The organism is Staphylococcus sp. HMSC067F07, from assembly GCF_001837405.1.
Taxonomy (GTDB): domain Bacteria; phylum Bacillota; class Bacilli; order Staphylococcales; family Staphylococcaceae; genus Staphylococcus; species Staphylococcus capitis.
This window is the reverse complement of the sequence record NZ_KV832237.1, coordinates 237,064-263,290: the sequence shown is the minus strand read 5'-3', so window position 1 is coordinate 263,290 and position 26,227 is coordinate 237,064. Positions and strand designations below refer to the sequence as shown.

Sequence of the window (26,227 nt, the reverse complement as noted above, 5' to 3'; positions counted from 1 at the left end):
GAGCCCCTTTCAACTTTTGAAAGGGGCTCATTTTGTAATATTCTGTATTTATTTCGCTTTCGTTTGTTCAATAGTTGTTTGACTACCTGCTTTCGTTCCGAATAGAAGAATGAGTAGTGAAGTAACTAATAGCACACTTAGTGAAAGTGTCCAGTTATGCGTGATATCGTGGAAAATTCCAAATAAGAATGGGCCAATAGCAGCTAATAAGTAACCAATAGACTGTGCCATCCCAGACAATTTCGCTGCTGTTTGTCCACTTTCGGTACGTACAACAAATAATGTGTTAGCTAATCCAAATGCTAGACCACTTGCTACACCTATTAGTATGATGCCTAACCATACATATTTGTAATCAACGAATATTAAACAAAGTACACCTATCATGAATAGAACGCTCGTTAATAACGTTAAGGGTACTTGTGATTTCATTTTTGTAGCAACAATAGGTGTGATGAAAGTTAAAGGTATAATAGCGATTTGTAATATTGATACGTAAATACCTGAAGTTTGTATAGATATGCCATGATCCGTGAGTAATTCTGGTAACCAATTAATAATTGTATAAAAGATCAGAGATTGTGCTCCCATAAAAATGGTTACTCTCCAAGCCAATAGAGACTTCCAAATGTTGATTTGACTATGAACAGAGTTGGTAGCTTTAGGTGGTTGTTGCTTCAGTTGAAAAGTCCAAATTATAATTGTGAATAATGTAATAATAGACATTAGTCCTAATGCAATTGCATAGTTATAACGAGAGGTTAACGGACTTATGACTGAAGAACTTAAACTTCCAACTACATTCATTACTACGGTATATAGCCCTGTCATGATACCAATATGAAAGGGAAATCGTGTTTTGACTATGGCTGGTGCTAATACATTGCCGAACGCAATACCTATACCAATCAGTGTTGTGCCAATATAAAGCCAACTCAATCCAATTATTGAACGTAATAAAATACCTATAAATATCAAGATTAAAGCTACAAATATTGTTCGTTCTAATCCAAATGTATTGCCTATTTTTGACGCAAAAAATGATACAACTCCAAATGCTATTAAAGGTACTACAGTCATTAAACTAAGTGCACTATTAGTTGTATGTAATGTATCTTTAATTGAAGGTAACGCCACGCCAACAGAGGTAATGGGTGCTCGTAAATTTGCTGCTACCAACATGATTCCAATTAATAATAAAAAATTAATGTGCCTGTCTAAATTTTGCTTAGGCATGACTATCCCTCCTCTTTCACAGATGTAAAAATCGTATCACTTGCTTAGAAAAGTGACAAGATAGTTTTATCGATTTTTAATCAAAATATATACTATTGAGAAACGAAGTTATACGTATTATATTTATAACGATTTTGATATACTATGAATAGAAAAAAATCTAGAGAGGTGTCGATTTGAAGACTGGACGTATCGTCAAATTAATTAGTGGTGTCTACCAAGTAGATGTTGATGGTGTTCGATTTGACACTAAGCCACGAGGATTGTTTAGAAAGAAAAAATTTTCTCCAGTAGTAGGAGATATCGTCGATTTTGAAGTTCAAAATGAACAAGAAGGCTATATTCATCATGTTCATGACAGAGACAATGAACTCAAACGACCACCTGTCAGTAACATTGATGAGCTTGTTATTGTAATGAGTGCTGTTGAGCCTCAATTTTCAACTCAATTACTTGATCGTTTCTTAGTCGTAGCACATTCTTATGATTTAGAACCTCGTATATTAATTACTAAGAAAGATTTAACGACACAGGATGATCAAGAATATATTCAAGCTATGCTAGACCTATATCAAGATATAGGATATCCTACACAGTTTATTAGTAAAAATGATGATAGGGTCTCTATTGTAGATGAGTGGAATCATGGTTTAATTGTTTTAAGTGGACAATCAGGTGTAGGTAAAACTACTTTTCTTAATCATTATCGCCCAGAGTTAAACCTTGAAACAAATGATATCTCTAAATCATTGAATAGAGGTAAGCATACGACGAGACATGTTGAATTATATGAGAGAAATCATGGATTTATTGCTGATACGCCAGGATTTAGTGCGCTTGATTTTGATCATATTGAAAAGGATGAACTTAAAAATTACTTCGTTGATATTAAGGACGCGGGACAAGATTGTAAATTTAGAAATTGTAATCATATCAAAGAACCTAAATGTAATGTTAAACATTTAGTTGATGAGGGGAAAATTGCTCAATTTAGATATGAGCATTATTTACAGTTATTTAATGAAATCTCTAATAGAAAGGTACGATATTGATGGTTAAGGTTTTACCTTCACTTTTATCCGTTGATTTTTTAAATTTAAAAGAGGAATTAGATCATTTAGAAAAAGCGAATGTTGATGGCTTACACTTCGATGTGATGGATGGGAAATTTGTACCTAATATTTCGATAGGTATACCACTTTTAGATGCAATACGCAGTTATTCTAACCTACCAATTGACGTACATTTGATGATCGAACAGCCTGAAAACTATATTCAATTATTTGCAGATCATGGCGCAGATATGATTTCAGTGCATGTTGAAGCTACACCTCATATACACCGTGCAATTGAAGAAATTAAATTACTTAACAAGAAAGCTGGAGTTGTAATCAATCCAGGCACACCTGTAGAGTCCATTTTACCTGTGTTAAGTATTGTAGATTATGTTTTGGTTATGACAGTTAATCCTGGATTTGGTGGGCAATCATTTATTGAACAATGTATTAATAAAATCGAACAACTTAACCAAATAAAACATGAGAATAATCTTACATTTGATATTGAAGTTGATGGTGGCATTAATGATTCAACAAGTAAATATTGTGTAGAGCAGGGAGCAACAATGCTTGTTACAGGTTCATACTTTTTTAAACAAAATGATTATGCAAAGGTCACTAATGCATTGAAAGGCTAATTTATTATGAAAATTAATTTGTTATGTTCGGATCGATTATTGCCCACTCAATTATTTAAGTTAGAACAACAATCACAATGGGCCGGTATTGATAGAGGTGCATTGATACTAGTTGAAAATGGTATAGAGCCTGTATTTTCAGTAGGAGATTTCGACTCGGTTAATGAAGAGGAACGTCATATATTAAAAGATCAATTAAATATTCATCCAGTAAAAGCTGAAAAAGATGATACTGATCTCGCTCTAGGCGTGCAAAAAGCCGTTCAACAAGGATATTCTACAATAACTATTTACGGAGCAACTGGCGGGAGATTAGACCATTTTATGGGTGTACTTCAAATTTTACAAAAGCCTGAATATTTAGAGCGTCATATTCATCTTCGAGTTATAGATGTTCAAAATGAAATTACATTACTCAACGAAGGTGAACATCAAGTTAAACAAGATAGCACCTATCCATACATTTCATTTATTCCATTAAATGATGAAGTAAGTTTGTCTTTAGAAGGGTTTAAATATAATTTGAGCAATGAATATTTAGAATTGGGGTCAACATTAACTATTTCTAATGAAATTACAACAAAGGTTGCAAAAGTCAATGTGGAAAAGGGCACTGTCTTACAAATGAGAAGTACTGATTAAAATTTTTATAATAATAAAAAAGACCTTAGAAGCAAATTGCCTCTAAGGTCTAAAAATGTGCTCCTCCACATAAGGACATTTTTTGTGCATTATATTTATTAAACTCTAGTAACTTTACCAGATTTTAAAGCACGTGCAGAAACCCAAACTTTTTTTGGTTTTCCGTCTACAAGAATTCTAACTTTTTGAAGGTTAGCGTTCCATCTGCGTTTGTTCGCATTTAAAGCGTGTGAACGATTATTACCAGTCGAAGCTTTACGACCTGTTACGTAACATTGTTTACCCATGAAAGTACCTCCTTTAATAAATATAAATACACATTACTACTTACATACTTTATTAAGATAACACATAAAGGGTAATTGAGCAATAAATATTTAAGGTAATTAAAATCTAATACGCTATATCTGTCATTATTATGGTATAATTGTAAGCTGTGGAGTTATATAGTATGATACTGTAAAGCAATAGTTGAAATTATACAATTAAATTATAATTTAGGTAGAATGATAACGAAATTGAAACGATTAGTAATTGTTAATTTTTTACAATTGCTCTATTTTTTAGAAATTTTGAATTAAAGAATTTAAAATATTAAGATAAAGCTTAAACACCTTTAACATAAACCATGAGAATTCCAGGAGGAAACAAAAATGACATTAGAAATTTCAAATGATTATGGCAAAATTGATATTTCAAATGAAGTGATTGCATCTGTAGTAGGTGGTAAAGCCGTTGAAAGTTATGGCATAGTTGGTATGGCATCTAGACAACAAGTAAGGGACGGTATTGCTGAAATTCTAGGACATGATAACTATGCTAAAGGCATTAAAATAAGAGAAGAAAATGGCACGATAGATGTAGATATGTATATTATTGTGAGTTACGGAGTGAAAATTTCTGAAGTAGCAAGTAATCTTCAATCAACAGTTAAATATACACTTGAAAAAACACTTAATGTAAAAGTCAATTCTATTAATATTTTCGTACAAGGTGTACGTGTAAACGATACAGGCAAAAAGGTTTAGGAGGACATCGTGAAATGATTAGCAAAATAAATGGTAAATTATTTGCCGATATGATTATACAAGGGGCTCAAAATTTATCAAATAATGCAGATTTAGTAGATTCATTAAATGTATATCCTGTACCAGATGGAGATACTGGGACGAACATGAATCTAACAATTACTTCTGGTCGTGAGGAAGTAGAAAATAATTTATCTCAAAATATTGGTGAATTAGGAAAGACGTTCTCTAAAGGATTACTTATGGGGGCACGTGGTAATTCGGGCGTAATTCTTTCTCAATTATTTAGAGGTTTTTGTAAAAACATTGAAAATAATGATGAAATCAACGCACAGCAATTAGCTGAGAGTTTTCAAGCAGGAGTAGAAACTGCATATAGAGCTGTAATGAAACCAGTTGAAGGAACAATTTTAACTGTAGCTAAAGATGCAGCAGCTGCATCAGTTGATAAAGCTCAAGATACAGAAGATTGTATTGAACTTATGGAACATACTATACAAGCTGCCAAGGAATCATTAGACAATACACCTAATTTATTGCCAGTGCTTAAAGAAGTAGGAGTCGTTGACAGTGGTGGTAAGGGATTATTATGCGTTTATGAAGGATTTCTTAAAGGCCTAAAAGGAGAAAAAGTAGAAGCGCAAGCTCCTAAATTAGATACCGAATCACTTGTCAATGATGATCATGATTTCCACGGTGTTATCAATACAGAAGATATTGTCTATGGTTATTGTACTGAAATGATGGTTCGTTTTGGTAAAAATAAAAAACCGTTTGAAGAACAAGAATTTAGAAATGATATGAGTGAATTTGGTGATTCATTACTTGTAATCAATGATGATGAAATTGTAAAAGTCCATGTTCACACTGAACATCCTGGCGATGTATTTAATTATGGTCAACAGTATGGCGAATTAATTAAACTCAAAGTTGAAAATATGAGAGAGCAACACAGAGAGGTTATCCGCAAAGAACAAAGCGGACAAGAACAAAAGGATAATGCAGATGAACCTAATACAGTAGAAACAGCTGTGATTACAATTTCTATGGGTGAAGGTATTTCTGAATTGTTTAAATCTATGGGTGCTACACACATTATTAGTGGAGGACAGACAATGAATCCTTCAACAGAGGACATTGTCAAAGTTATTGAGCAATCACAATGTAAACGTGCAATTATCTTACCTAATAACAAAAATATTTTAATGGCAAGTGAACAAGCAGCAAATATCGTTGATGTTGATACTGTAGTGATTCCAACTAAATCGATACCTCAAGGTATTACTGCTTTATTCCAATATGACGAAGAATCATCTCTTGAAGATAATAAGAATTATATGGAAACAGCACTTGAGGCAGTTCAATCAGGTTCAGTGACTTATGCAGTACGTGATACTAAAATCGATGGTATTGAAATTAAAAAAGATGAATTTATGGGTCTAGCAGAAGACAAAATTGTAACAAGCGATGCTGATCAATTAACAGCAGTAAAAGGTCTATTAGACAAATTACTTACGGACGATAGTGAAATTTTAACTATGATAAGTGGGGAAGAATCTGATCAAGAAGTCACAGAACAATTAAGTGAATGGATTGAAGAAACTTATCCAGATGTAGAAGTTGAACAACATGAAGGCGGTCAACCAATTTATCAGTATTTCTTTGCAGTTGAATAGCAATTTCATACTTTTTATATAACAGTAATTTCTATTTTAAAGAGATAGGAATTACTGTTTTTTTATGTTGAATTTTGTTTTGGAAAACTAAGTTAAAAAAGTATAATAAGAATTTTCATATAATTCCCAATTTAGCTAATATTGTGCGTGTTTAATATTGAGATTAATAGCTATAAGTCAGGGTATGCGAATAGTGGATAAAAATTTAAGTAAAGGGGTATTCTTAATGATTTTTGAAACTATGGAGCAAAAAGACTATGAACAACTTGTCTTCTGTCAAGATGAAGTAACAGGATTAAAGGCTATCATTTGTATCCATGATACTACATTGGGACCAGCTTTAGGTGGATGTCGTGTTAGAAATGATTATGAATCCGAAGAAGAGGCCATTGAAGATGCTATGAACTTAGCACGCGGTATGACATATAAAAATGCAGCTGCTGGATTAAATCTTGGTGGTGGAAAGACTGTAGTTATGGGCGCACCTGATAAACAGAATGAAGAGGCGTTCTATAGAGCATTAGGTCGCTATGTTAATACATTAAATGGACGTTATTATACTGCAGAAGATGTTGGTACTTCTGAACATGAAATGAATTTAATATATAAAGAAACACCATATGTATGTGGAACTAGTAAGTCATTTGGTTCAGCAGGTAATCCAAGTCCTATGACTGCCTATGGTATTTATATTGCATTGAAACGCACTGTAGCAGAAAAATTTGATGGCGACAAACTTGAAGGTAAGACAGTGGCAGTTCAAGGTGTGGGACATGTATCATATGAGTTATGTCGTTTATTAAATGAAGATGGTGTGAAATTAATTGTCACTGATATTAATAAAGACAATGCACAACGAGCTGTTGATGATTTCGGTGCGGAATTTGTAGAACCTGATGATATATTCTCAGTAGATGCTGATATCTTTGCACCTTGCGCATTAGGTGGCGTCTTAAATGATGATACAATTCCACAATTAAAAGTAAAAGCTGTGTGTGGTTCTGCTAACAATCAATTAAAAGATGAAGATAAACACAGTAAAATGTTAGAAGAAAAAGGTATTCTTTATGCACCAGATTATATTGTTAATAGTGGTGGAGTTATTAATACTGCAGATGAATTGAATGGCTACAATGAAGAGAGAGCTAAAGAAAGTATTGAAAATATAGATCAAATTTTAAAACATATCTTCGACATTTCAAGTGAACACAATGAAACACCACTTGAAGCCTCTCAACATTTTGCTGAAACTAGAATGAAGCAAATTTCTCATATTAAAGATATTAGAAAATAAGAGAATAAACTTTAAATAATTTTTAGCACGACAATGATTGAATGTGAAACAATCATTGTCGTATTTTTTATAAATATATAATTAAATATTATAGGTATGGATAAGAGAGTTTTACAGAATCTAATATAATGAAGCGCAACGATACACAATATTATTTTATTTTAAGTGTTCTATTTAACTTAAAAAGTTATGACAAAAATTAATAATATAAACACTATTTACAAAAAATATACACTACTCTAAATAAAAATGTTATAGAATAAATGTATATTACAAATAAAAGAGGTGTGAAATGGAACCAATGATTCTCTTATCGATTCTAGTTATTTTTTGTTCAAGTTTTATATTTGTTCGAAAATATATGTCACAAACATCTAGTTTAAAATTCAAACGTGTCTTCTCACTAATAGCTATATTGGCTATTGTATTTTCAACATTAGGGCAAACGATTAATGCACAACAGGCACATGCAGCTAATGGATTACATAAAGAGAAAGCAACTTTAGTTAAAGTGATTGATGGCGACACAGTGAAATTAAATTATAAAGGTAAAGTTTCAACGTTTAGATTATTACTTATTGATACACCAGAAACGAAAGATCCTAGAAAACCAGTTCAAAAATATGGTCCAGAAGCAAGTGCATTTACTACAAACATGATGACTAAAGCTAAAAAAATTGAAGTAGCGTTTGATAAAGGTCAAAGAACTGACAAATACGGAAGATTATTAGCTTACGTGTATGCTGATGGGAAAATGGTTAACAATGCGGTTGTAAGACAAGGTCTTGCAAGAGTAAAATATGTTTATCCGCCAAACAATACGTATGAACAATTAATCAGAGCAAGTGAAGCTCGAGCTAAAGCTGAAAAGCTTAATATTTGGAGTGAGTCCAATAGTGTAAAAACTTCTCTAACTTCAACTAAAAAAACTCATAAAGTAGTAAAACCGACATCAGCTAAAACAACAAGTATACATCATTATTCAAAAAAATCTAAGACACCATCCAAAGCTAAAAGTACCACTAAGAAAGAATATTTTAAAAATTGTACTGCTTTAAGAAAGAAATATCCACACGGCGTGAAAAAAGGACATCCTGCTTATCAAGCTAAACTTGATCGAGATAAAGATAACTATGCTTGCGAAGTTAGATAATTAAAAAGAAAATTTTTTGAAAGCTATTAACATATTCAAAAATGTTAGTAGCTTTTTGTATGCTGACTAAGAATAATATTTAGGATTCATTTTCAAAATAAATAACGCGTGTGAATCAAATAATTAGGATGAACATGATAAAATATACAATGACTATTGGAGAAAAACATTATAAAGTTTTAGGTGATGGATCATGACAAAAGTACATTTAATCGAAAGTCCTTACACTTTAGACAAAATTAAAGGAATTGGTCCGAAACGATTAACTATATTAGAAGAATTAAATATAAAAACTGTAGAAGATCTTGTACTCTATTTACCTACACGTTATGAAGATAATACTGTGATTGACCTAAACCAGGCTGAAGATCAATCGACAGTTACTGTACAAGGAGAAGTATATTCGACACCAGCGGTAGCTTTTTTTGGTAGAAATAAGTCTAAATTAACCGTTCATATAATGGTGAACAACATTGCGGTTAAGTGTGTCTTCTTCAATCAGCCTTATCTGAAAAAGAAAATTGAATTACACGGTACCGTGACTGTCAAAGGCAAGTGGAATCGTGCTAAGCAAGAAATTAATGGGAATCGTATGTTCTTTAATGAACAAACAACTCAAGATGATGTTCAGTTAGAGCCTGTGTATCGTATTAAAGAAGGTATTAAACAGAAACAAATTCGAGATAACATTAGACAGGCATTAGAGGATGTCACGATACATGAGTGGTTATCAGACGATTTAAGAGAAAAGTATAAATTAGAAACATTAGAATATACACTACGCACTTTACATCACCCTAAGGATAAACAAAGTCTTTTAAAAGCACGTCGCACATATGCCTTTACAGAACTTTTTATGTTTGAATTACGCATGCAGTGGTTGAATCGTTTAGAGAAGTCATCAGATGAAGCGATTGAAATCGATTATGATATATCTAAAGTTAAACAATTTATCAATCGCTTGCCTTTCGAACTCACAGATGCACAAAAAACAAGTGTTAATGAAATATTTAGAGATTTAAAGGCACCCATTCGAATGCATCGTTTACTTCAAGGAGATGTAGGTTCTGGTAAAACAGTAGTCGCGGCAATTTGTATGTACGCATTGAAAACAGCAGGTTTCCAATCTGCTTTAATGGTACCGACAGAGATATTGGCTGAGCAACATGCTGAAAGTTTAATTGAATTATTTGGAGATACGATGAATGTCGCACTTTTAACTGGCTCGGTTAAGGGTAAGAAACGACGCATTCTGTTAGAGCAGTTGGAGAATGGCTCAATTGATTGTTTAATAGGGACACATGCACTCATTCAAGATGATGTAGTTTTTGAAAATGTTGGTTTAGTGATTACAGATGAACAACATCGTTTTGGTGTTAACCAGCGTCAAATGTTGAGAGAAAAAGGTGCTATGACGAATGTTTTATTTATGACAGCAACACCAATACCTCGAACGTTAGCGATTTCAGTGTTTGGAGAAATGGATGTTTCTTCTATTAAGCAATTACCTAAAGGTAGAAAGCCTATCATCACAAGTTGGGCTAAACATGAACAGTATGAGCAAGTCTTAGCACAAATGACGAGTGAATTACGTAAAGGTAGACAAGCATATGTCATCTGTCCATTGATAGAGAGTTCAGAGCACTTAGAAGATGTTCAAAATGTGGTTGCGCTATACGAATCGTTACAAGAATATTATGGCGCTGAAAAAGTTGGATTATTACATGGTAAACTAACCTCTGATGAAAAAGATGAAGTGATGCAAAGATTCAGTGATAAAGACATTGATATACTTGTTTCAACTACTGTAGTTGAAGTCGGCGTTAATGTTCCTAATGCTACATTTATGATGATTTATGATGCAGATCGTTTTGGTTTATCTACGCTACATCAATTACGTGGACGTGTGGGAAGAAGTGAACATCAAAGTTATTGTGTACTTATTGCTTCTCCTAAGACAGAGACAGGTATAGAGCGTATGACAATTATGACTCAAACTACAGATGGATTTGAACTAAGTGAGCGAGATTTAGAAATGCGAGGTCCAGGAGATTTCTTTGGAGTCAAACAAAGTGGACTACCAGACTTCCTCGTGGCAAACGTAGTAGAAGACTACCGCATGTTAGAAGTAGCAAGAGACGAAGCAGCCGAAATCATACAATCAGGACAATTCTTCCAACAACACTACACACAACTTAGAAACTTCATTCAAAACAACCTCCTACACACCAGTTTTGATTAGGGGGCCCCAGCACAGAGACTTTCGAGAGCGAAAGTCAACAGACAGTGCAAGCTGGGGCGTTGCCCTACACAGAGCATTTCGTAAAGAAATGCAACCGGTCTGAAAGTAGGAAAATATATTAAAACTAAATTGCACTATGAGGACCACTGATGTTGTATAACCTTAGTTAATAATTTATTTCTAGAAATCGGTGATAGATATTCTTAATGAATTAAAAGCCACGTTGCAGTTATTTGTTGAGGAATTGAATCAGAAAGTGTTATGATATGTTAGGAATATTTAAGACTTGGTACTAAAATGAGGGGTGAAAGTTTGAAACTAAAGAAAGACGAACGCAGAATAGCTATTCAAAATGCAATTGATGCTAACCCCTTTATTACTGATAATGAACTTTGCGAAAAGTTTGGAGTGAGTATTCAAACAATTCGCTTAGACCGTACGCATTTAAATATTCCTGAGTTACGTAAAAGAATTAAGTTAGTGGCAGAACAAAATTATGGCCAAATTAGATCGATTGAAGCTAATGAAATTATTGGAGATTTAATACAAGTTGAGCCTGATATTGAAGCACAGTCTTTAATAGAAATTACTGAAGATACTGTCTTTACTAAAACTCAAATTGCTAGAGGGCATATTCTCTTTGCCCAGGCTAATTCTTTGTGCGTGGCATTAATACATAATCCAACAGTACTGACACATGAAAGTCAGGTTGAATTTATCGAAAAAGTGAAATTAAATGATACGGTAAGAGCAAAGGCTCAAGTTATAGATAAAACATGTAAGCACTATATTATAGAAGTTAATTCATATGTGAAAGATAAATTAGTTTTTAAAGGGAAATTTAAAATGTTTTATATAAGTGAGGATGAATTCAATGGTTAAAATTGCGGTTGATATGATGGGTGGAGATGATGCACCAGGTATCGTACTCGATGCAGTTAAAAAGGCTGTAGAAGATTTTAAAGATTTAGAGATAATTCTTTTTGGAGATAAAGAACAATACAACTTAAATCATGATCGTATTGATTTTAGACATTGTTCTGAAAAAATTGAAATGGAAGATGAACCTGTTCGTGCAATTAAACGTAAGAAAGATAGCTCAATGGTGAAGATGGCAGAAGCTGTTAAATCTGGAGAGGCTCATGGATGTGTTTCGGCCGGAAACACTGGAGCATTAATGTCAGCAGGATTATTTATTGTTGGTCGTATAAAAGGTGTTTCAAGACCTGCATTAGTAGTTACTTTACCAACAATGGATGGAAAGGGCTTTGTCTTTTTAGATGTAGGAGCTAATGCGGATGCTAAGGCAGAACATCTATTACAATACGCACAATTAGGTAATATCTATGCTCAAAAGATTCGTGGTATAAAGAATCCTTCAGTGTCACTTTTAAACATAGGCACTGAAGCAGCTAAAGGTAATTCTTTAACTAAAAAAGCTTATGAATTATTTGAAAAGGATCATTCATTTAATTTCCAAGGTAACATTGAAGCTAAAACGTTAATGGATGGTAATACAGATGTAGTTGTTACCGATGGTTATACCGGAAATATGGTATTAAAGAATCTAGAAGGTACAGCAAAATCAATTGGTAAAATGTTAAAAGAAACTATTTTAGGTAGTTTTAAAAATAAAATTGCGGGTGCTATTCTTAAGAAAGACCTAGACGCATTCTCTAAGAAAATGGACTACTCCGAATATGGTGGTTCAGTACTTTTAGGCTTAGATGGAACTGTTGTAAAGGCACATGGTAGTTCAAATGCTAAAGCATTTTACTCAGCCATTAGACAAGCTAAAATCGCTGGAGAAGAAAATATAGTTCAAACAATGAGAGAAACGGTAGGTGGTAAAAATGAGTAAAACGGCAATTATTTTTCCTGGTCAAGGAGCTCAAAAAGTTGGAATGGCAAGTGACTTATATAATGAAGAAACACGTTCAACTGAAATCTTAAATCAAGCACAAGAAGCACTTGATTTCGATTTATTAGAAACAATGTTTACTGATGAAGAAGGTAAACTAGGTGAAACTGAGAATACTCAGCCAGCTTTATTAACTCATAGTGTGGCACTGTTAGAGGCGTTACAAAATTTAAATGCTGATTACACAATGGGACATAGTTTAGGTGAATATTCAAGTTTAGTAGCAAGTGGTGTACTCTCATTTGAAGATGCAGTTAAGATCGTTCGTAAACGTGGACAACTTATGGCTCAAGCATTTCCTAATGGTGTAGGTAGTATGGCTGCTGTACTTGGATTGGACTACGAAGAAGTTGATAAAATTTGTAAAGATTTATCTAATGAAGAAGAAATAATTGAACCTGCCAACATTAATTCACCAGGACAAATTGTTGTTTCAGGTCATAAAACTTTAATTGATAAATTGGTTGAAGAAGGAAAAACTTTAGGCGCTAAACGTGTACTTCCTCTAGCAGTTTCAGGACCATTCCATTCATCTATGATGAGCGTGATTGAAGAAGATTTCGCTTCTTACATTAATGAATTTGAATGGCATGATGCCAAATTCCCTGTTGTCCAAAACTTTAACGCACAAGGTGAAACGGACGCGGAAGTGATTAAACATAATATGGTTAAACAATTATATTCACCTGTACAGTTTATAAAATCAACAGAGTGGTTGATTGAACAAGGTGTAGATCACTTTATTGAAATTGGTCCAGGTAAAGTATTATCAGGATTAATTAAGAAAATTAATAGAGACGTTAAAATTACTTCAATTCAAACACTTGAAGATGTGAAAGGATGGAATGAAAATGAGTAAAAGTGCTTTAGTTACAGGTGCTTCACGTGGTATTGGACGTAGCATCGCATTACAATTAGCTGAAGAGGGCTATAATGTAGCTGTCAATTATGCAGGTAGTAAAGATAAAGCAGAAGCTGTTGTTGAAGAAATCAAAGCTAAAGGTGTAGATAGCTTTGCTATTCAAGCTAATGTGGCGAATGGCGACGAAGTGAAGGCTATGATTAAAGAAGTTGTAAGTCAATTTGGTTCTGTTGATGTATTAGTAAACAACGCGGGTATTACTAGAGACAATTTATTAATGCGTATGAAAGAACAAGAATGGGACGATGTGATTGACACAAATTTAAAAGGTGTATTTAATTGCATTCAAAAAGTGACGCCTCAAATGTTACGTCAACGTGGAGGCGCGATTATTAATTTATCAAGTGTTGTTGGTGCAGTGGGTAATCCTGGCCAAGCAAACTATGTAGCAACTAAAGCAGGAGTGGTTGGTTTAACTAAATCATCTGCTCGCGAGTTAGCTTCACGTGGTATTACTGTTAATGCAGTGGCTCCAGGCTTTATTGTTTCTGATATGACTGATGCTTTAAGTGATGAACTTAAAGATCAAATGTTAGAGCAAATTCCGTTAGCACGCTTTGGTGAAGATACTGATATTGCTAATACAGTTGCATTCTTAGCTTCAGATAAAGCTAAATATATCACTGGTCAAACAATTCATGTTAATGGTGGTATGTATATGTAAAGTAACACTTCTTTCACGAAGTGAAAGTTAGTGTTACTTATGCAACCGCAAAGCGGTTGTAATCCACAAAATAAGCACGAATGACAAGAGAAATGAGAATAAAAGAAGTTTCAAGAAAGTCATGAAGTGCAACTCCACTTCTTTCACGAAGTGAAAGTTAGTGTTACTTATGCAACCGCAAAGCGGTTGTAACAAAAGGCGTATTAAGGCAATTACTTTTTAATGATCACAATGGACAAGCCATTGTGTAAGTATCACTAATCATTAAAATGAAAGTGATACTATATAAGCACTAAAGTGCATCTTAAGGATTACAGTTACTAGCGTAACTGCATAAGAAACACTAAGCACTAAAGTGCTAAGTGTTTCTAAAAATTCTACTTGTATTTTAGAAAGTAAAATGGGAAAATATAGTAGTCTATGGATAGACACTTTTAAAGGAGGTGAATCGACGTGGAAAACTTCGATAAAGTAAAAGATATCATCGTTGACCGTTTAGGTGTTGATGCTGACAAAGTAACTGAAGATGCATCATTTAAAGATGATTTAGGCGCTGACTCACTTGATATCGCTGAATTAGTAATGGAATTAGAAGACGAATTTGGTACTGAAATTCCTGATGAAGAAGCTGAAAAAATCAACACTGTTGGTGATGCTGTTAAGTACATCAATAGCTTAGAAAAATAATAAACTTACATCTGAGTCGTCACTCACGTCGGCTCAGATTTTTTCTTTAGTTTTACTTTATTTTCACGTAAAATTAAGATGTATAATTATTTATTTTAGAGTTAGGAGGTTAGGCAGTGGCTAACCATAAAAAGAGAGAGATGGTCAAAGAATTTCAACAAAAATTTACCAAAAAAATGAATGAGTGGGGTTTTAATTTTAATAATATCGATTTGTATCAACAAGCGTTCTCACATTCGAGTTTTATCAATGATTTTAATATGAATCGACTTGATCATAATGAACGTTTAGAATTTTTGGGTGATGCGGTATTAGAATTGACGGTTTCACGCTATTTGTTTGATAAGCATCCTCATTTGCCAGAAGGTAATCTGACAAAGATGCGTGCAACAATTGTTTGTGAGCCCTCACTTGTAATATTTGCAAATAAAATTGATTTAAATGAACTTATTTTATTGGGTAAAGGTGAAGAAAAAACAGGCGGTAGAACTAGACCATCATTAATATCTGATGCTTTTGAAGCATTTGTAGGTGCTTTATATTTAGACCAAGGTCTAGATACTGTATGGAAATTTGCTGAGAAAGTCATTTTCCCATATGTAGAAGATGATGAATTAGTTGGTGTGGTCGACTTTAAAACACAGTTTCAAGAATACGTACATCGACAAAATAAAGGTGATGTGACCTATCGCCTTATTAAAGAAGAGGGTCCTGCCCACCATAGGTTATTTACTTCTGAAGTTATTTTAGAAAATAATGCAGTTGCAGAGGGTAAAGGAAAGACGAAAAAAGAATCCGAACAAAAGGCAGCCGAGCAAGCTTATAAGTCAATGAAGAAAAATGAGTCATTTTAATGTAGATGAGTGACATCTATAGAGAAGCATACGCATACATAATTATTAATTAATTAGAAATAGTAATAATGAGATTGTATTGTGATATGCTGATAAACTCAACATGAATGTGATAAGGAGAATAAGATGGTTTATTTAAAATCAATAGATGCCATAGGATTTAAGTCTTTTGCCGACCATACCAATGTCCAATTTGATAAAGGTGTGACAGCTATTGTTGGTCCTAATGGTAGTGGTAAAAGTAATATTACTGATGCAATTAAATGGGTATTGGGTGAACAATCAGCTAAATCGTTACGTGGTTCTAAAATGGAAGATATTATCTTTTCAGGAGCAGAACATAGAAAGGCTCAAAACTATGCTGAAGTAAAACTCAAATTAGATAATCATTCTAAAAAATTGCAGATTGATTCAGATGAATTAGTAGTCACTCGGCGTCTATACCGTAGTGGAGAAAGTGAATACTACTTAAATAACGATCGTGCTCGTTTAAAAGATATTATTGAAATCTTTTTAGATTCAGGTTTAGGAAAAGAAGCATTCAGCATCATTTCACAAGGTAGAGTTGACGAAATTTTAAACGCTAAACCTATCGACCGACGACAAATTATTGAAGAATCAGCTGGCGTATTAAAATATAAAAAGCGGAAAGCTGAATCTATTAACAAGTTAGATCATACTGAAGATAATCTAACTCGTGTTGAAGATATCTTATATGATTTAGAAGGTCGAGTTGAACCACTTAAAGAAGAAGCAGCAATTGCTAAAGAATATCAACAGTTATCCAAACAAATGGAACAAAGTGATGTTATCGTTACGGTACATGACATCGATCAATATACGGAAGATAACACTAAATTAGACCAACGTTTAAATGAGTTGAAAAGTCAGCAAGCAGATAAAGAAGCACAACAAGCTCTGGTAAATCAATTGTTGCAAAAGTTCAAGGGCGAACGTCAGCAAGTTGATTATGATATTGAAAAATTAAACTATGAATTAGTTAAAACAACAGAAACATATGAACAACTCACTGGGAAATTAAATGTATTAGAAGAACGTAAAAAGAATCAATCAGAAACAAATGCTAGATATGAAGAAGAACTTGAGAACTTGAATGCTCAGATTGAATCGATTAATCATGAAAAGCAACAAAATGAAGAAACGTTAAATGAACTTAAAGATAAACAGAAACATTTAAATAAAGAAGTACAAGATCTAGAGTCAATTCTGTACGTATCTGATGAACAACACGATGAAAAGCTTGAAGAAATTAAGAATAATTATTATACGCTAATGTCTGAACAATCGGACGTTAATAATGATATACGTTTCCTTGAACATACGATTAATGAAAACGAGGCAAAAAAATCTAGATTAGATTCGAGACTTGTTGAAGCATTTAATCAGTTAAAAGAGATACAAAATAATATTAATGAAACTGAAAAAAGTTATAAAACTTCTAAGAAGGCTTTAACTGAAGCGGAACAACACATTCACCGTCTTGAAAACGATTTAACCAAATCTAAAAAACAGCAATCTGAATATGAAGATAAGCTGTATCAAGCCTACAGATATAATGAAAAATTAAAATCTAGAATTGATAGTTTAGCTATTCAAGAGGAGGATTATACGTATTTCTTCAATGGGGTTAAACACATTCTCAAAGCTAAAGATAACGAATTGAGAGGAATTCATGGCGCAGTAGCTGAAGTGATTGATGTTCCATCTCAAATGACTCAAGCAATAGAAACAGCTTTAGGTGCATCACTTCAACATGTCATCGTTGATAATGAGAAAGATGGGAGACAGGCGATTCAATTTTTAAAGCAACGCAATTTAGGGCGTGCGACATTTTTACCTTTAAATGTTATTAAGCCACGACATATTGCGTCAGATATTAAAGAGATAGCTCGTCAAACTGAAGGGTTTATTAATATTGCGTCAGATGCTGTAAATGTTTCTTCCAAGTACCAAAGTGTCATTGAAAATTTATTAGGAAATACAATCATCGTTAATGATTTAAAACATGCTAATGAATTAGCTAGAGCTATACGTTATCGTACTCGAATTGTAACTTTAGAAGGAGATGTAGTTAATCCTGGTGGTTCAATGACTGGCGGTGGTGCACGAAAATCGAAAAGTATTCTTTCTCAAAAGGATGAACTATCAAAAATGCGTCATCAACTTGAGGATTATCAACGCCAAACTGCAGATTTTGAACGTCATTTTAAAGAATTAAAAGACAAGTCCGAACAATTAAGTGAGCAGTATTTCGATGCGAGCCAACAATATAATACGTTAAAAGAAAAAGTGCATCATCATGAATTAGAGTTAGATCGTTTAAAAACACAAGAGACGCATCTTAAGAACGAACATGAAGAATTTGAATTTGAGAAAAATGATGGTTATCAAAGTGATAAAAGTAAAGAAACTTTAACGCAAAAACAGGCGCGTTTATCTGAAATCCAACAACAATTGACTGAATTAGAGAGTGAAATTGAACGTTATACTCAATTGTCTAAAGAAGGTAAAGAATCAACAACTAAAACTCAACAACAACTTCATCAAAAACAATCCGATTTAGCAGTGGTGAAAGAGCGAATAAAATCTCAAAAAGTCGAGATTGAACGTTTAGTTAAACAACAAGAATCAACGCAGCAACAAATTAAGACTATTGAAGAGAAAATAAGGCTGTTTAATTCTGACGAAATGATGGGTGAACAAGCATTTGAGGATTTGAAATCTCAAATTCAAGAACAAGAAGAGGCACGTGATCAGCTTAATCAACAACATGAAGAACTTAAACAACAACGTATCAATCTAAATGAAACGATTGAGAATAATGAAAGTCAGCTTCAAGTTTGTCATCAAGATATTTTAGCTATCGAAAATCATTATCAAGATATTAAAGCAAAACAATCAAAATTAGATGTGTTGATTAATCACGCGATAGACCATCTGAATGATGTATATCAGTTAACTGTAGAGAGAGCACGCGCTTTATATGAATCTAATGAACCTATTGAAAGTCTACGTAAGAAAGTCAAACTTACGAAGATGTCTATAGATGAGTTGGGTCCAGTAAACTTAAATGCTATTGAACAGTTCGAGGAATTAAATGAACGTTATACCTTCCTCAATGAGCAACGCACAGATTTAAGAGAAGCTAAAGAGACACTTGAACAAATCATTAATGAAATGGATCGTGAAGTAGAAGGACGTTTTAAAGAAACATTCCATGCGGTACAGGAACACTTTACAACTGTCTTCAAACAATTATTCGGTGGCGGACAAGCTGAACTACGTTTAACAGAGGATGATTACTTATCAGCAGGTGTTGATATTATTGTTCAACCTCCTGGTAAAAAGCTTCAACATCTTTCTTTATTAAGCGGTGGTGAACGTGCATTAAGTGCTATAGCATTATTATTTGCAATTCTTAAGGTACGTTCTGCTCCATTTGTTATACTAGATGAGGTAGAGGCAGCGTTAGATGAAGCGAATGTGATTCGCTACGCTCAATACTTAAATGAACTATCAGAACAAACACAATTTATAGTTATTACTCATCGTAAAGGAACGATGGAGTTCTCTGACCGTTTATATGGAGTCACAATGCAAGAGTCAGGTGTTTCTAAGTTAGTTAGCGTTAACCTAAATACTATAGATGAGGTTATGAAGGAGGAACAAGCATGAGTTTTTTTAAACGCTTAAAAGATAAATTTTCAGGTAAAAGTGAAGATGAGATTCAAAAAGAATTAACTGAAGATGTGGAATCAGACGAAACAAGTGATTCGGATGCATCAAGTGAATCAGGTGAACCCAATGTCACTGATATAATCGAAGAGCCTAAACCTAAGAAAAAACCAAAAAAATTAAGTGAAGCTGATTTCGACGAAGATGGTTTAATCTCAATTGAGGACTTTGAAGAAATTGAAGCCCAAAAAATTGGTGCGAAATTTAAAGCTGGTTTAGAAAAATCACGTCAAAATTTCCAAGAACAGTTAAATAATTTAATTGCACGCTATAGAAAAGTAGACGAAGATTTCTTTGAAGCACTTGAAGAAATGCTTATAACGGCTGACGTTGGTTTCAATACAGTAATGAAATTGACAGATGAATTACGTACGGAAGCGCAAAGACGCAATATTCAGGAAACTGAAGATTTACGTGAAGTTATTGTTGAAAAAATTGTCGAGATTTATCACCAAGAAGACGATCATTCAGAAGCAATGAATCTTGAAGATGGTAGATTGAACGTTATCTTAATGGTTGGTGTCAATGGTGTGGGTAAGACCACTACAATTGGTAAGTTAGCATATCGATATCAACAAGAAGGTAAAAAAGTGATGCTTGCAGCTGGAGATACATTCAGAGCTGGCGCAATCCAACAATTAAAAGTTTGGGGAGACCGTGTAGGCGTGGAAGTTGTAAGTCAGAGTGAAGGCTCTGATCCAGCAGCAGTAGTATACGATGCAATTAACGCCGCAAAAAATAAAGGTGTAGATATTTTAATTTGTGATACTGCAGGTCGTCTACAAAATAAATCTAACTTAATGCAAGAACTTGATAAAATGAAACGTGTAATTAGTCGAGCAATCCCTGATGCACCTCATGAAGCATTACTATGTTTAGATGCTACAACAGGTCAAAATGCGTTGTCACAAGCGCGTTCATTTAAAGACGTGACAAATGTTTCAGGTATTGTATTAACCAAATTAGATGGTACTGCTAAAGGTGGTATCGTTCTTGCCATACGTAATGAATTGCATATCCCTGTTAAATATGTAGGCTTAGGTGAAAAACTTGATGACTTACAACCATTTAACCCTGAAAGTTACGTATACGGTTTATTTGCTGATATGATCGAACAAAATGAAGATATTCCTGATGAATTAATTGATGAATCATCGAATGAAACTGAAGAAGGTACTCAAGATGGGCCAAGATGATTTAGTTAAAACAATTAGAATGAATTATTTGTTTGATTTTTATCAATCATTATTAACTCAAAAGCAGAAAAGCTATTTAGAATTATTTTATTTACGAGATTATTCATTAAGTGAAATCGCTGATACATTTGAAGTGAGTAGACAGGCAGTTTATGATAATATAAGAAGAACTGGCGATTTAGTAGAAGATTATGAAACTAAACTAGGTTTATATAGAAGATTTGAGAAACGCCAAGAAATTTATGATTTAATGAAACAATCTCTTAATAATCCAGATTTACTAAAAGAATATATCGCTCAATTAGAAGAGTTAGAGTAGTAATAATTAAAAAAAGGAGGGCACTAGTAATGGCATTTGAAGGATTATCCGATCGATTGCAAGCCACGATGCAAAAAATGCGTGGTAAGGGTAAAGTTACTGAAGCGGATATCAAAACAATGATGCGAGAAGTACGATTAGCATTATTAGAAGCCGATGTTAACTTTAAAGTTGTTAAAGAGTTCGTTAAAACTGTTTCTGACCGTGCTTTAGGTTCAGATGTTATGCAATCTTTAACACCCGGCCAACAAGTGATTAAAATTGTTCAAGAAGAACTTACAAGCTTGATGGGTGGAGAAAACACATCTATTAAAATGGCAAATAAACCACCTACTGTTGTCATGATGGTTGGTTTACAAGGTGCCGGTAAAACTACAACTGCTGGTAAATTAGCATTATTAATGCGTAAAAAATATAATAAAAAGCCGATGTTAGTTGCAGGAGATATTTATCGTCCAGCTGCGATTGACCAATTACAAACTGTTGGTAAACAAATTGACATACCTGTATATAGTGAAGGTGACCAAGTTCAGCCTCAACAAATTGTTGAAAATGCATTAAAACATGCTAAAGAAGAACATTTAGATTTTGTCATCATCGATACAGCGGGACGTTTACACATTGATGAAGCGTTAATGAATGAGTTACAAGAAGTTAAAGAAATTTCTAAACCAGATGAAATTATGCTAGTTGTTGACGCAATGACAGGTCAAGATGCTGTCAATGTTGCGCAATCATTTGACGATCAACTAGATGTATCAGGTGTAACTTTAACGAAACTTGATGGTGATACACGTGGTGGTGCTGCACTATCTATACGTTCGGTGACTCAGAAACCTATTAAATTTGTAGGTATGAGTGAGAAATTAGATGGTTTAGAACTATTCCATCCTGAACGTATGGCTTCTCGTATCTTAGGTATGGGTGACGTGTTAAGCTTAATTGAAAAAGCACAACAAGATGTTGACCAAGAAAAAGCTAAAGATTTAGAGAAGAAAATGCGTGACTCTTCATTTACATTGGATGATTTCTTAGAACAATTAGATCAAGTTAAAAACTTAGGTCCTTTAGATGATATTATGAAAATGATTCCCGGAATGAACAAAATGAAAGGATTGGATAAGCTTAATATGAGCGACAAACAAATTGACCATATTAAAGCGATTATTCAGTCTATGACTCCTAAAGAACGTTCAAACCCAGAAACACTAAATGTTTCTCGTAAGAAACGTATAGCTAAAGGTTCTGGTCGTTCATTACAAGAAGTCAATCGTCTTATGAAACAGTTCAATGATATGAAGAAAATGATGAAACAATTTACTGGTGGCGGCAAAGGTAAAAAAGGTAAGCGAAGCCAAATGGAGAATATGTTAAAAGGTATGAATTTACCATTTTAATAAACATTTTTAAAACATCGGACAATTTTGTTGATTGTTCGATGTTTATTAATTGTGGAAACCCTAGCTAAAAGCTAGTGTGTAAGTCCCACTAACTAAATAAATATAAAGGTTCGCCTGAGCTAAAGCTCATATACGCCGTGATTGATTGGGAATTATGCTTATAATACCCTAATCAATTGTGCGGGGGCGAGAAGACGAATTCATGATGAATTCTGTCTCGCTCCCATAACCAAATCTACGATTTATTTCATAAATCTAGATTTGGTAAAGAAAAAAGTCTTTACAAACTTTTGTGTAACTGTTAATATTTATTCTTGTAGAAAATAAAATGAAAACACATAAAGGAGAGTAATTTAAATGGCAGTTAAAATTCGTTTAACACGTTTAGGTTCTAAAAGAAACCCATTCTATCGTATCGTAGTTGCTGATGCACGTTCACCACGTGATGGTCGTATCATCGAGCAAGTAGGTACTTACAATCCAGCAAATGTTAATGCACCAGAAGTTAAAATTGATGAAGAGTTAGCTTTAAAATGGTTACACGATGGTGCTAAACCAACAGATACAGTTCACAACATTTTATCAAGAGAAGGTATCTTGAAAAAATTTGATGAACAAAAAAATGCTAAATAATTAGCTTAAATTGTTGTAAGTCTGAGACATTATTAATGTCTCAGACTTTTTTAACTTTTGGATAGAATTAAACACATTTAAAAGAGGCATGACTTATTCTCTTTTTTCTAAAGTTTCTCTTATATATCATGCTTACATCGTTATTTCCAAACAATTTGAAATGATTGTTATATCACTTTTTATATAACCACGCATACGTGATAAAATATACATAATTCATTTTCAAAAAAGTTAAAAATAGATAGACTAGGAGGGGCGTTGAATGGAAGTAGAAGTAGGACAAATTGTAAATACACATGGAATTAAAGGCGAAATTAAAGTTAAGTCGAATTCAGATTTTACAGAAACACGATTTCAACCAGGTGAAAATTTAATTGTTAAACACAATAATGAAGATATCGAATATACTGTTTCATCTTATCGCATACATAAAGGGTTTCACATGTTAAAATTTGAAGGAATAAACAATATTAATGATATTGAACATCTCAAAGGTGATTATCTATATCAAGAACGTGATCATGAAGATATCGAGTTGGATGAACATGAGTTTTATTATTCGGATATCATAGGATGTACAGTTTTTGATGATACAGATACTCCTATCGGTCGAGTAATTAATATCTTTGAGACTGGTGCCAATGATGTGTGGGTTGTTAAAGGAGATAAAGAGTATCTTATTCCATACATTGAAGATGTGGTTAAAGATATAGATGTGGAAGGTAGATCAATTAAAATTACACCTATGGAAGGATTGTTAGATTAATGAAAATTGATTATTTAACGTTATTTCCAGAAATGTTTGATGGTGTGCTGAATCATTCGATTTTGAAACGCGCTCAAGATAAAGAAATTATTGATGTAAATACAATAAATTTTCGAGATTATTCAATCAACAAACATAATCAAGTGGATGATTACCCATTTGGCGGTGGGCAAGGCATGGTGTTAAAACCTGAGCCTGTTTTTAATGCTATGGAAGATTTAAAAAGAGATGACGATACGCGTGTGATATTAATGTGTCCTCAAGGTAAACCTTTTACTCAAGAGATAGCTCAAGTGTTAAGTAAATCGCAACATATTGTATTTATTTGTGGTCATTATGAGGGCTATGATGAACGAATCAGAGAGCATCTTGTTACTGATGAAATTTCTATGGGAGATTATGTGCTTACAGGTGGAGAGTTACCTGCAATGACTATGACTGATGCAATTGTGCGCTTGATTCCTGGAGTGTTAGGCAATGAAGCTTCCCATCAAGATGATTCATTTTCAGATGGATTATTAGAATTTCCTCAATATACAAGACCAAGAGAATATAAAGAAATGAAGGTGCCGGATGTCTTATTATCCGGAAATCACGCTCACATTGAACAATGGAGACATGAACAAAAATTGATTCGCACTTACGAAAAACGACCGGATCTTTTAGAAAATTATGAGCTCAGTCAAAAAGATAAAGAAATTTTAGAAACGTACAAAAAGCAATTGAAAAACAAGTAGCGTTATGCTAACATAATTTAAGTGTGAAAAAACACTAAAAATCACTATGATCCGCTGCTATACTTTTGTCTAGGCAAGAACATAGGTTGAAGGAGAGAATTTATAATGAGTAATCATAAGTTAATCGAAGCAGTAACTAAACCACAATTACGTACTGACTTACCTACTTTCCGTTCTGGTGACACTTTACGTGTACACGTTCGTATCGTAGAGGGTTCACGTGAACGTATCCAAGTCTTCGAAGGTGTTGTAATTAAACGCCGTGGTGGAGGAATTTCTGAAACTTTCACAGTTCGTAAAATTTCTTCAGGTGTAGGTGTGGAAAGAACATTCCCATTACACACTCCAAAAATTGAAAAAATCGAAGTTAAACGTCGCGGTAAAGTACGTCGTGCTAAATTATACTACTTACGTAGTTTACGTGGTAAAGCTGCTAGAATCCAAGAAATTCGTTAATCAGCAAACTCGACATTTTCAACACAAGTTATTTGTAACTTGTAATAAAGATAAAGCTTTCAAACATCTTAATAAAAGGTGTTTGAAAGCTTTTTTGTTTCATTTGAATGTTAAGTACTTACAAAATCGTATAAATAAAACACACCATTGTCTTTAAGAATGATATGCTTCCTAAAAGTTGGACTGAAAATCTAAAATTAGGGGCGGACATTTTATAAGTAAATATTACAAATTTAAAATCAAGTTAAAAATAGTTCAAGACTATTTAAATGAATGTCTAAGAATGTCATATTTATACAAAATAACCCATCAACAACTCTGTTGATGGGCAATATTCTAACTTATATTTAATTATTACAATTTAACATTCACTAAAAGGAAATCATTTTCCTCTTAAAAACAGAATTAATATAATAAATCCTGCAACAATATAGTAAAATAATAAAAAATATATCGCATGTATTGGATTGTTGTCTACAATAATTCCTTTATTCCAAATTACTTTAGATATTGTGTACAGACATACAAAAGCCAATGGAAATGCGAATAATATGTATTTTTTCAAAGAACCACATCCTATTTCACTTTACTATTGGCATATCTACTACATTCACCATAAGTCCATGTCAAACTAGCTGCTAATCCAACTACAGTACCTTTACCGCCTAATTTCAATATTATTTTAGCTGCTTTTTGCCAACTTCCTGTAGTCATTGCGTCAATTAAAGTACCCGTAGCAGACACACCTAATATTTCAGGAATTTTATTGTAAAGGCAACCATTACGTACTTTCAGCCATTTCTTCGCATGTTTTTGTTCTGCTGGACTTGCATTTGGCGCATCATCTCCATAATTACCGGAGGCTCTTGATGCTGTTCCGCTATGTTTATATTGATTTGCATCTTGATCTGACAAAAGTAGTCCTTTTTTACTTAACCCATTTATTATT

Annotated in this window: 25 protein-coding genes and 1 pseudogene; 23 read left to right on the top strand and 3 right to left on the bottom strand. The window is 33.4% G+C overall.

Annotated features, from left to right (window positions below; all coding sequences use genetic code 11):
• Positions 1-48: 48 nt before the first annotated feature.
• Positions 49-1,236, bottom strand: a complete 1,188-nt coding sequence (locus tag HMPREF2706_RS08195) for a CynX/NimT family MFS transporter (protein WP_049428519.1) — start codon at positions 1,234-1,236, stop codon at positions 49-51.
• A gap of 176 nt (positions 1,237-1,412) precedes the next feature.
• Between HMPREF2706_RS08195 and rsgA the strand changes: the two genes are divergently transcribed.
• Genes rsgA through HMPREF2706_RS08180 form a run of 3 tightly spaced genes read left to right on the top strand, consistent with a single transcriptional unit; the run spans position 1,413 to position 3,574 of the window.
• On the top strand, positions 1,413-2,288 hold the full coding sequence (rsgA, locus tag HMPREF2706_RS08190; protein WP_030065326.1) for a ribosome small subunit-dependent GTPase A: 876 nt from the start codon (positions 1,413-1,415) through the stop codon (positions 2,286-2,288).
• The gene (gene rpe / locus HMPREF2706_RS08185; RefSeq protein WP_030065328.1) at positions 2,288-2,932 is read left to right on the top strand and encodes a ribulose-phosphate 3-epimerase; all 645 of its coding nucleotides are present in this window, start codon (positions 2,288-2,290) and stop codon (positions 2,930-2,932) included. The genes rsgA and rpe overlap by 1 nt, the downstream gene beginning before the upstream one ends.
• Positions 2,933-2,938: 6 nt before the next feature.
• The gene (locus HMPREF2706_RS08180) at positions 2,939-3,574 is read left to right on the top strand and encodes a thiamine diphosphokinase (protein WP_030065330.1); all 636 of its coding nucleotides are present in this window, start codon (positions 2,939-2,941) and stop codon (positions 3,572-3,574) included.
• Between the two features lie 98 nt (positions 3,575-3,672).
• Here HMPREF2706_RS08180 and rpmB read toward each other — a convergent pair whose 3' ends face one another.
• Positions 3,673-3,861, bottom strand: coding sequence for a 50S ribosomal protein L28 (gene rpmB, locus HMPREF2706_RS08175; protein WP_002435210.1), 189 nt, complete (start codon positions 3,859-3,861; stop codon positions 3,673-3,675).
• A 366-nt stretch (positions 3,862-4,227) separates the two neighbouring features.
• Here rpmB and HMPREF2706_RS08170 point away from each other — a divergent pair, with 366 nt between their 5' ends.
• From HMPREF2706_RS08170 to rplS, 20 genes and pseudogenes are all read left to right on the top strand, one after another.
• Positions 4,228-4,602, top strand: coding sequence for an Asp23/Gls24 family envelope stress response protein (locus HMPREF2706_RS08170; RefSeq protein ID WP_070862312.1), 375 nt, complete (start codon positions 4,228-4,230; stop codon positions 4,600-4,602).
• 14 nt (positions 4,603-4,616) lie between these two features.
• Positions 4,617-6,278 carry a fatty acid kinase catalytic subunit FakA gene (fakA, locus tag HMPREF2706_RS08165; protein ID WP_030065334.1) on the top strand — a complete coding sequence of 554 codons (1,662 nt, stop codon included), beginning with the start codon at positions 4,617-4,619 and terminating at the stop codon, positions 6,276-6,278.
• A 226-nt stretch (positions 6,279-6,504) separates the two neighbouring features.
• Positions 6,505-7,572, top strand: a complete 1,068-nt coding sequence (locus HMPREF2706_RS08160; protein WP_030065336.1) for a Leu/Phe/Val dehydrogenase — start codon at positions 6,505-6,507, stop codon at positions 7,570-7,572.
• A 292-nt stretch (positions 7,573-7,864) separates the two neighbouring features.
• Positions 7,865-8,470, top strand: a pseudogene (locus HMPREF2706_RS12395) (thermonuclease family protein); the annotation flags it as partial.
• Complete coding sequence (locus HMPREF2706_RS12390) at positions 8,450-8,725, top strand: excalibur calcium-binding domain-containing protein (protein ID WP_227947188.1); 276 nt, start codon at positions 8,450-8,452, stop codon at positions 8,723-8,725. The pseudogene HMPREF2706_RS12395 and the gene HMPREF2706_RS12390, both read left to right, overlap by 21 nt.
• 193 nt (positions 8,726-8,918) lie before the next feature.
• Positions 8,919-10,967, top strand: coding sequence for an ATP-dependent DNA helicase RecG (gene recG, locus HMPREF2706_RS08150; RefSeq protein ID WP_049428526.1), 2,049 nt, complete (start codon positions 8,919-8,921; stop codon positions 10,965-10,967).
• 312 nt (positions 10,968-11,279) lie between these two features.
• A complete protein-coding gene (gene fapR, locus HMPREF2706_RS08145) occupies positions 11,280-11,849 on the top strand; it encodes a transcription factor FapR (protein WP_037582574.1) in 570 nt (189 codons plus the stop codon).
• Positions 11,842-12,828, top strand: coding sequence for a phosphate acyltransferase PlsX (plsX, locus tag HMPREF2706_RS08140; protein ID WP_002435190.1), 987 nt, complete (start codon positions 11,842-11,844; stop codon positions 12,826-12,828). The genes fapR and plsX overlap by 8 nt, the downstream gene beginning before the upstream one ends.
• The gene (gene fabD / locus HMPREF2706_RS08135) at positions 12,821-13,747 is read left to right on the top strand and encodes an ACP S-malonyltransferase (RefSeq protein ID WP_002435219.1); all 927 of its coding nucleotides are present in this window, start codon (positions 12,821-12,823) and stop codon (positions 13,745-13,747) included. The genes plsX and fabD overlap by 8 nt, the downstream gene beginning before the upstream one ends.
• The gene (fabG, locus tag HMPREF2706_RS08130) at positions 13,740-14,474 is read left to right on the top strand and encodes a 3-oxoacyl-[acyl-carrier-protein] reductase (RefSeq protein WP_002435264.1); all 735 of its coding nucleotides are present in this window, start codon (positions 13,740-13,742) and stop codon (positions 14,472-14,474) included. Before fabD ends, fabG begins: the two co-directional genes overlap by 8 nt.
• 453 nt (positions 14,475-14,927) lie before the next feature.
• Entirely contained in the window at positions 14,928-15,161 is a 234-nt protein-coding gene (locus tag HMPREF2706_RS08125; protein WP_001830184.1) for an acyl carrier protein, read from the top strand.
• A 140-nt stretch (positions 15,162-15,301) separates the two neighbouring features.
• Positions 15,302-16,015: a ribonuclease III gene (gene rnc, locus HMPREF2706_RS08120; protein ID WP_211181602.1), complete on the top strand. Its 714-nt coding sequence runs from the start codon at positions 15,302-15,304 to the stop codon at positions 16,013-16,015.
• Positions 16,016-16,141: 126 nt separating this feature from the next.
• A complete protein-coding gene (smc, locus tag HMPREF2706_RS08115) occupies positions 16,142-19,711 on the top strand; it encodes a chromosome segregation protein SMC (protein ID WP_049428527.1) in 3,570 nt (1,189 codons plus the stop codon).
• On the top strand, positions 19,708-20,967 hold the full coding sequence (gene ftsY, locus HMPREF2706_RS08110) for a signal recognition particle-docking protein FtsY (RefSeq protein ID WP_030064764.1): 1,260 nt from the start codon (positions 19,708-19,710) through the stop codon (positions 20,965-20,967). The genes smc and ftsY overlap by 4 nt, the downstream gene beginning before the upstream one ends.
• A complete protein-coding gene (locus HMPREF2706_RS08105) occupies positions 20,954-21,286 on the top strand; it encodes a putative DNA-binding protein (protein WP_002435170.1) in 333 nt (110 codons plus the stop codon). Before ftsY ends, HMPREF2706_RS08105 begins: the two co-directional genes overlap by 14 nt.
• Before the next feature lie 29 nt (positions 21,287-21,315).
• Positions 21,316-22,683 carry a signal recognition particle protein gene (ffh, locus tag HMPREF2706_RS08100; RefSeq protein ID WP_002435148.1) on the top strand — a complete coding sequence of 456 codons (1,368 nt, stop codon included), beginning with the start codon at positions 21,316-21,318 and terminating at the stop codon, positions 22,681-22,683.
• Positions 22,684-23,043: 360 nt separating this feature from the next.
• Positions 23,044-23,319: a 30S ribosomal protein S16 gene (rpsP, locus tag HMPREF2706_RS08095; RefSeq protein ID WP_002453071.1), complete on the top strand. Its 276-nt coding sequence runs from the start codon at positions 23,044-23,046 to the stop codon at positions 23,317-23,319.
• Between the two features lie 262 nt (positions 23,320-23,581).
• Positions 23,582-24,085, top strand: coding sequence for a ribosome maturation factor RimM (rimM, locus tag HMPREF2706_RS08090; protein WP_030064768.1), 504 nt, complete (start codon positions 23,582-23,584; stop codon positions 24,083-24,085).
• Entirely contained in the window at positions 24,085-24,822 is a 738-nt protein-coding gene (gene trmD, locus HMPREF2706_RS08085) for a tRNA (guanosine(37)-N1)-methyltransferase TrmD (RefSeq protein ID WP_030064770.1), read from the top strand. Before rimM ends, trmD begins: the two co-directional genes overlap by 1 nt.
• Before the next feature lie 105 nt (positions 24,823-24,927).
• Positions 24,928-25,278 (top strand): 50S ribosomal protein L19, encoded by a 351-nt coding sequence (rplS, locus tag HMPREF2706_RS08080; RefSeq protein WP_049428533.1) that lies wholly within the window; start codon positions 24,928-24,930, stop codon positions 25,276-25,278.
• A gap of 576 nt (positions 25,279-25,854) precedes the next feature.
• Here rplS and HMPREF2706_RS08075 read toward each other — a convergent pair.
• Positions 25,855-26,193, bottom strand: a complete 339-nt coding sequence (locus HMPREF2706_RS08075) for a hypothetical protein (RefSeq protein ID WP_049428535.1) — start codon at positions 26,191-26,193, stop codon at positions 25,855-25,857.
• Positions 26,194-26,227 lie beyond the last annotated feature (34 nt).

Coding starts and splice junctions, on each gene's coding strand:
- HMPREF2706_RS08195 (WP_049428519.1), bottom strand. CDS start 1,236: ATGCCTAAGCAAAATTTAGACAGGCACATTAATTTTTTATTATTAATT.
- rpe (WP_030065328.1), top strand. CDS start 2,288: ATGGTTAAGGTTTTACCTTCACTTTTATCCGTTGATTTTTTAAATTTA.
- HMPREF2706_RS08180 (WP_030065330.1), top strand. CDS start 2,939: ATGAAAATTAATTTGTTATGTTCGGATCGATTATTGCCCACTCAATTA.
- rpmB (WP_002435210.1), bottom strand. CDS start 3,861: ATGGGTAAACAATGTTACGTAACAGGTCGTAAAGCTTCGACTGGTAAT.
- HMPREF2706_RS08170 (WP_070862312.1), top strand. CDS start 4,228: ATGACATTAGAAATTTCAAATGATTATGGCAAAATTGATATTTCAAAT.
- fakA (WP_030065334.1), top strand. CDS start 4,617: ATGATTAGCAAAATAAATGGTAAATTATTTGCCGATATGATTATACAA.
- HMPREF2706_RS08160 (WP_030065336.1), top strand. CDS start 6,505: ATGATTTTTGAAACTATGGAGCAAAAAGACTATGAACAACTTGTCTTC.
- recG (WP_049428526.1), top strand. CDS start 8,919: ATGACAAAAGTACATTTAATCGAAAGTCCTTACACTTTAGACAAAATT.
- plsX (WP_002435190.1), top strand. CDS start 11,842: ATGGTTAAAATTGCGGTTGATATGATGGGTGGAGATGATGCACCAGGT.
- fabD (WP_002435219.1), top strand. CDS start 12,821: ATGAGTAAAACGGCAATTATTTTTCCTGGTCAAGGAGCTCAAAAAGTT.
- fabG (WP_002435264.1), top strand. CDS start 13,740: ATGAGTAAAAGTGCTTTAGTTACAGGTGCTTCACGTGGTATTGGACGT.
- rnc (WP_211181602.1), top strand. CDS start 15,302: ATGGTCAAAGAATTTCAACAAAAATTTACCAAAAAAATGAATGAGTGG.
- smc (WP_049428527.1), top strand. CDS start 16,142: ATGGTTTATTTAAAATCAATAGATGCCATAGGATTTAAGTCTTTTGCC.
- ftsY (WP_030064764.1), top strand. CDS start 19,708: ATGAGTTTTTTTAAACGCTTAAAAGATAAATTTTCAGGTAAAAGTGAA.
- HMPREF2706_RS08105 (WP_002435170.1), top strand. CDS start 20,954: ATGGGCCAAGATGATTTAGTTAAAACAATTAGAATGAATTATTTGTTT.
- ffh (WP_002435148.1), top strand. CDS start 21,316: ATGGCATTTGAAGGATTATCCGATCGATTGCAAGCCACGATGCAAAAA.
- rpsP (WP_002453071.1), top strand. CDS start 23,044: ATGGCAGTTAAAATTCGTTTAACACGTTTAGGTTCTAAAAGAAACCCA.
- rimM (WP_030064768.1), top strand. CDS start 23,582: ATGGAAGTAGAAGTAGGACAAATTGTAAATACACATGGAATTAAAGGC.
- trmD (WP_030064770.1), top strand. CDS start 24,085: ATGAAAATTGATTATTTAACGTTATTTCCAGAAATGTTTGATGGTGTG.
- rplS (WP_049428533.1), top strand. CDS start 24,928: ATGAGTAATCATAAGTTAATCGAAGCAGTAACTAAACCACAATTACGT.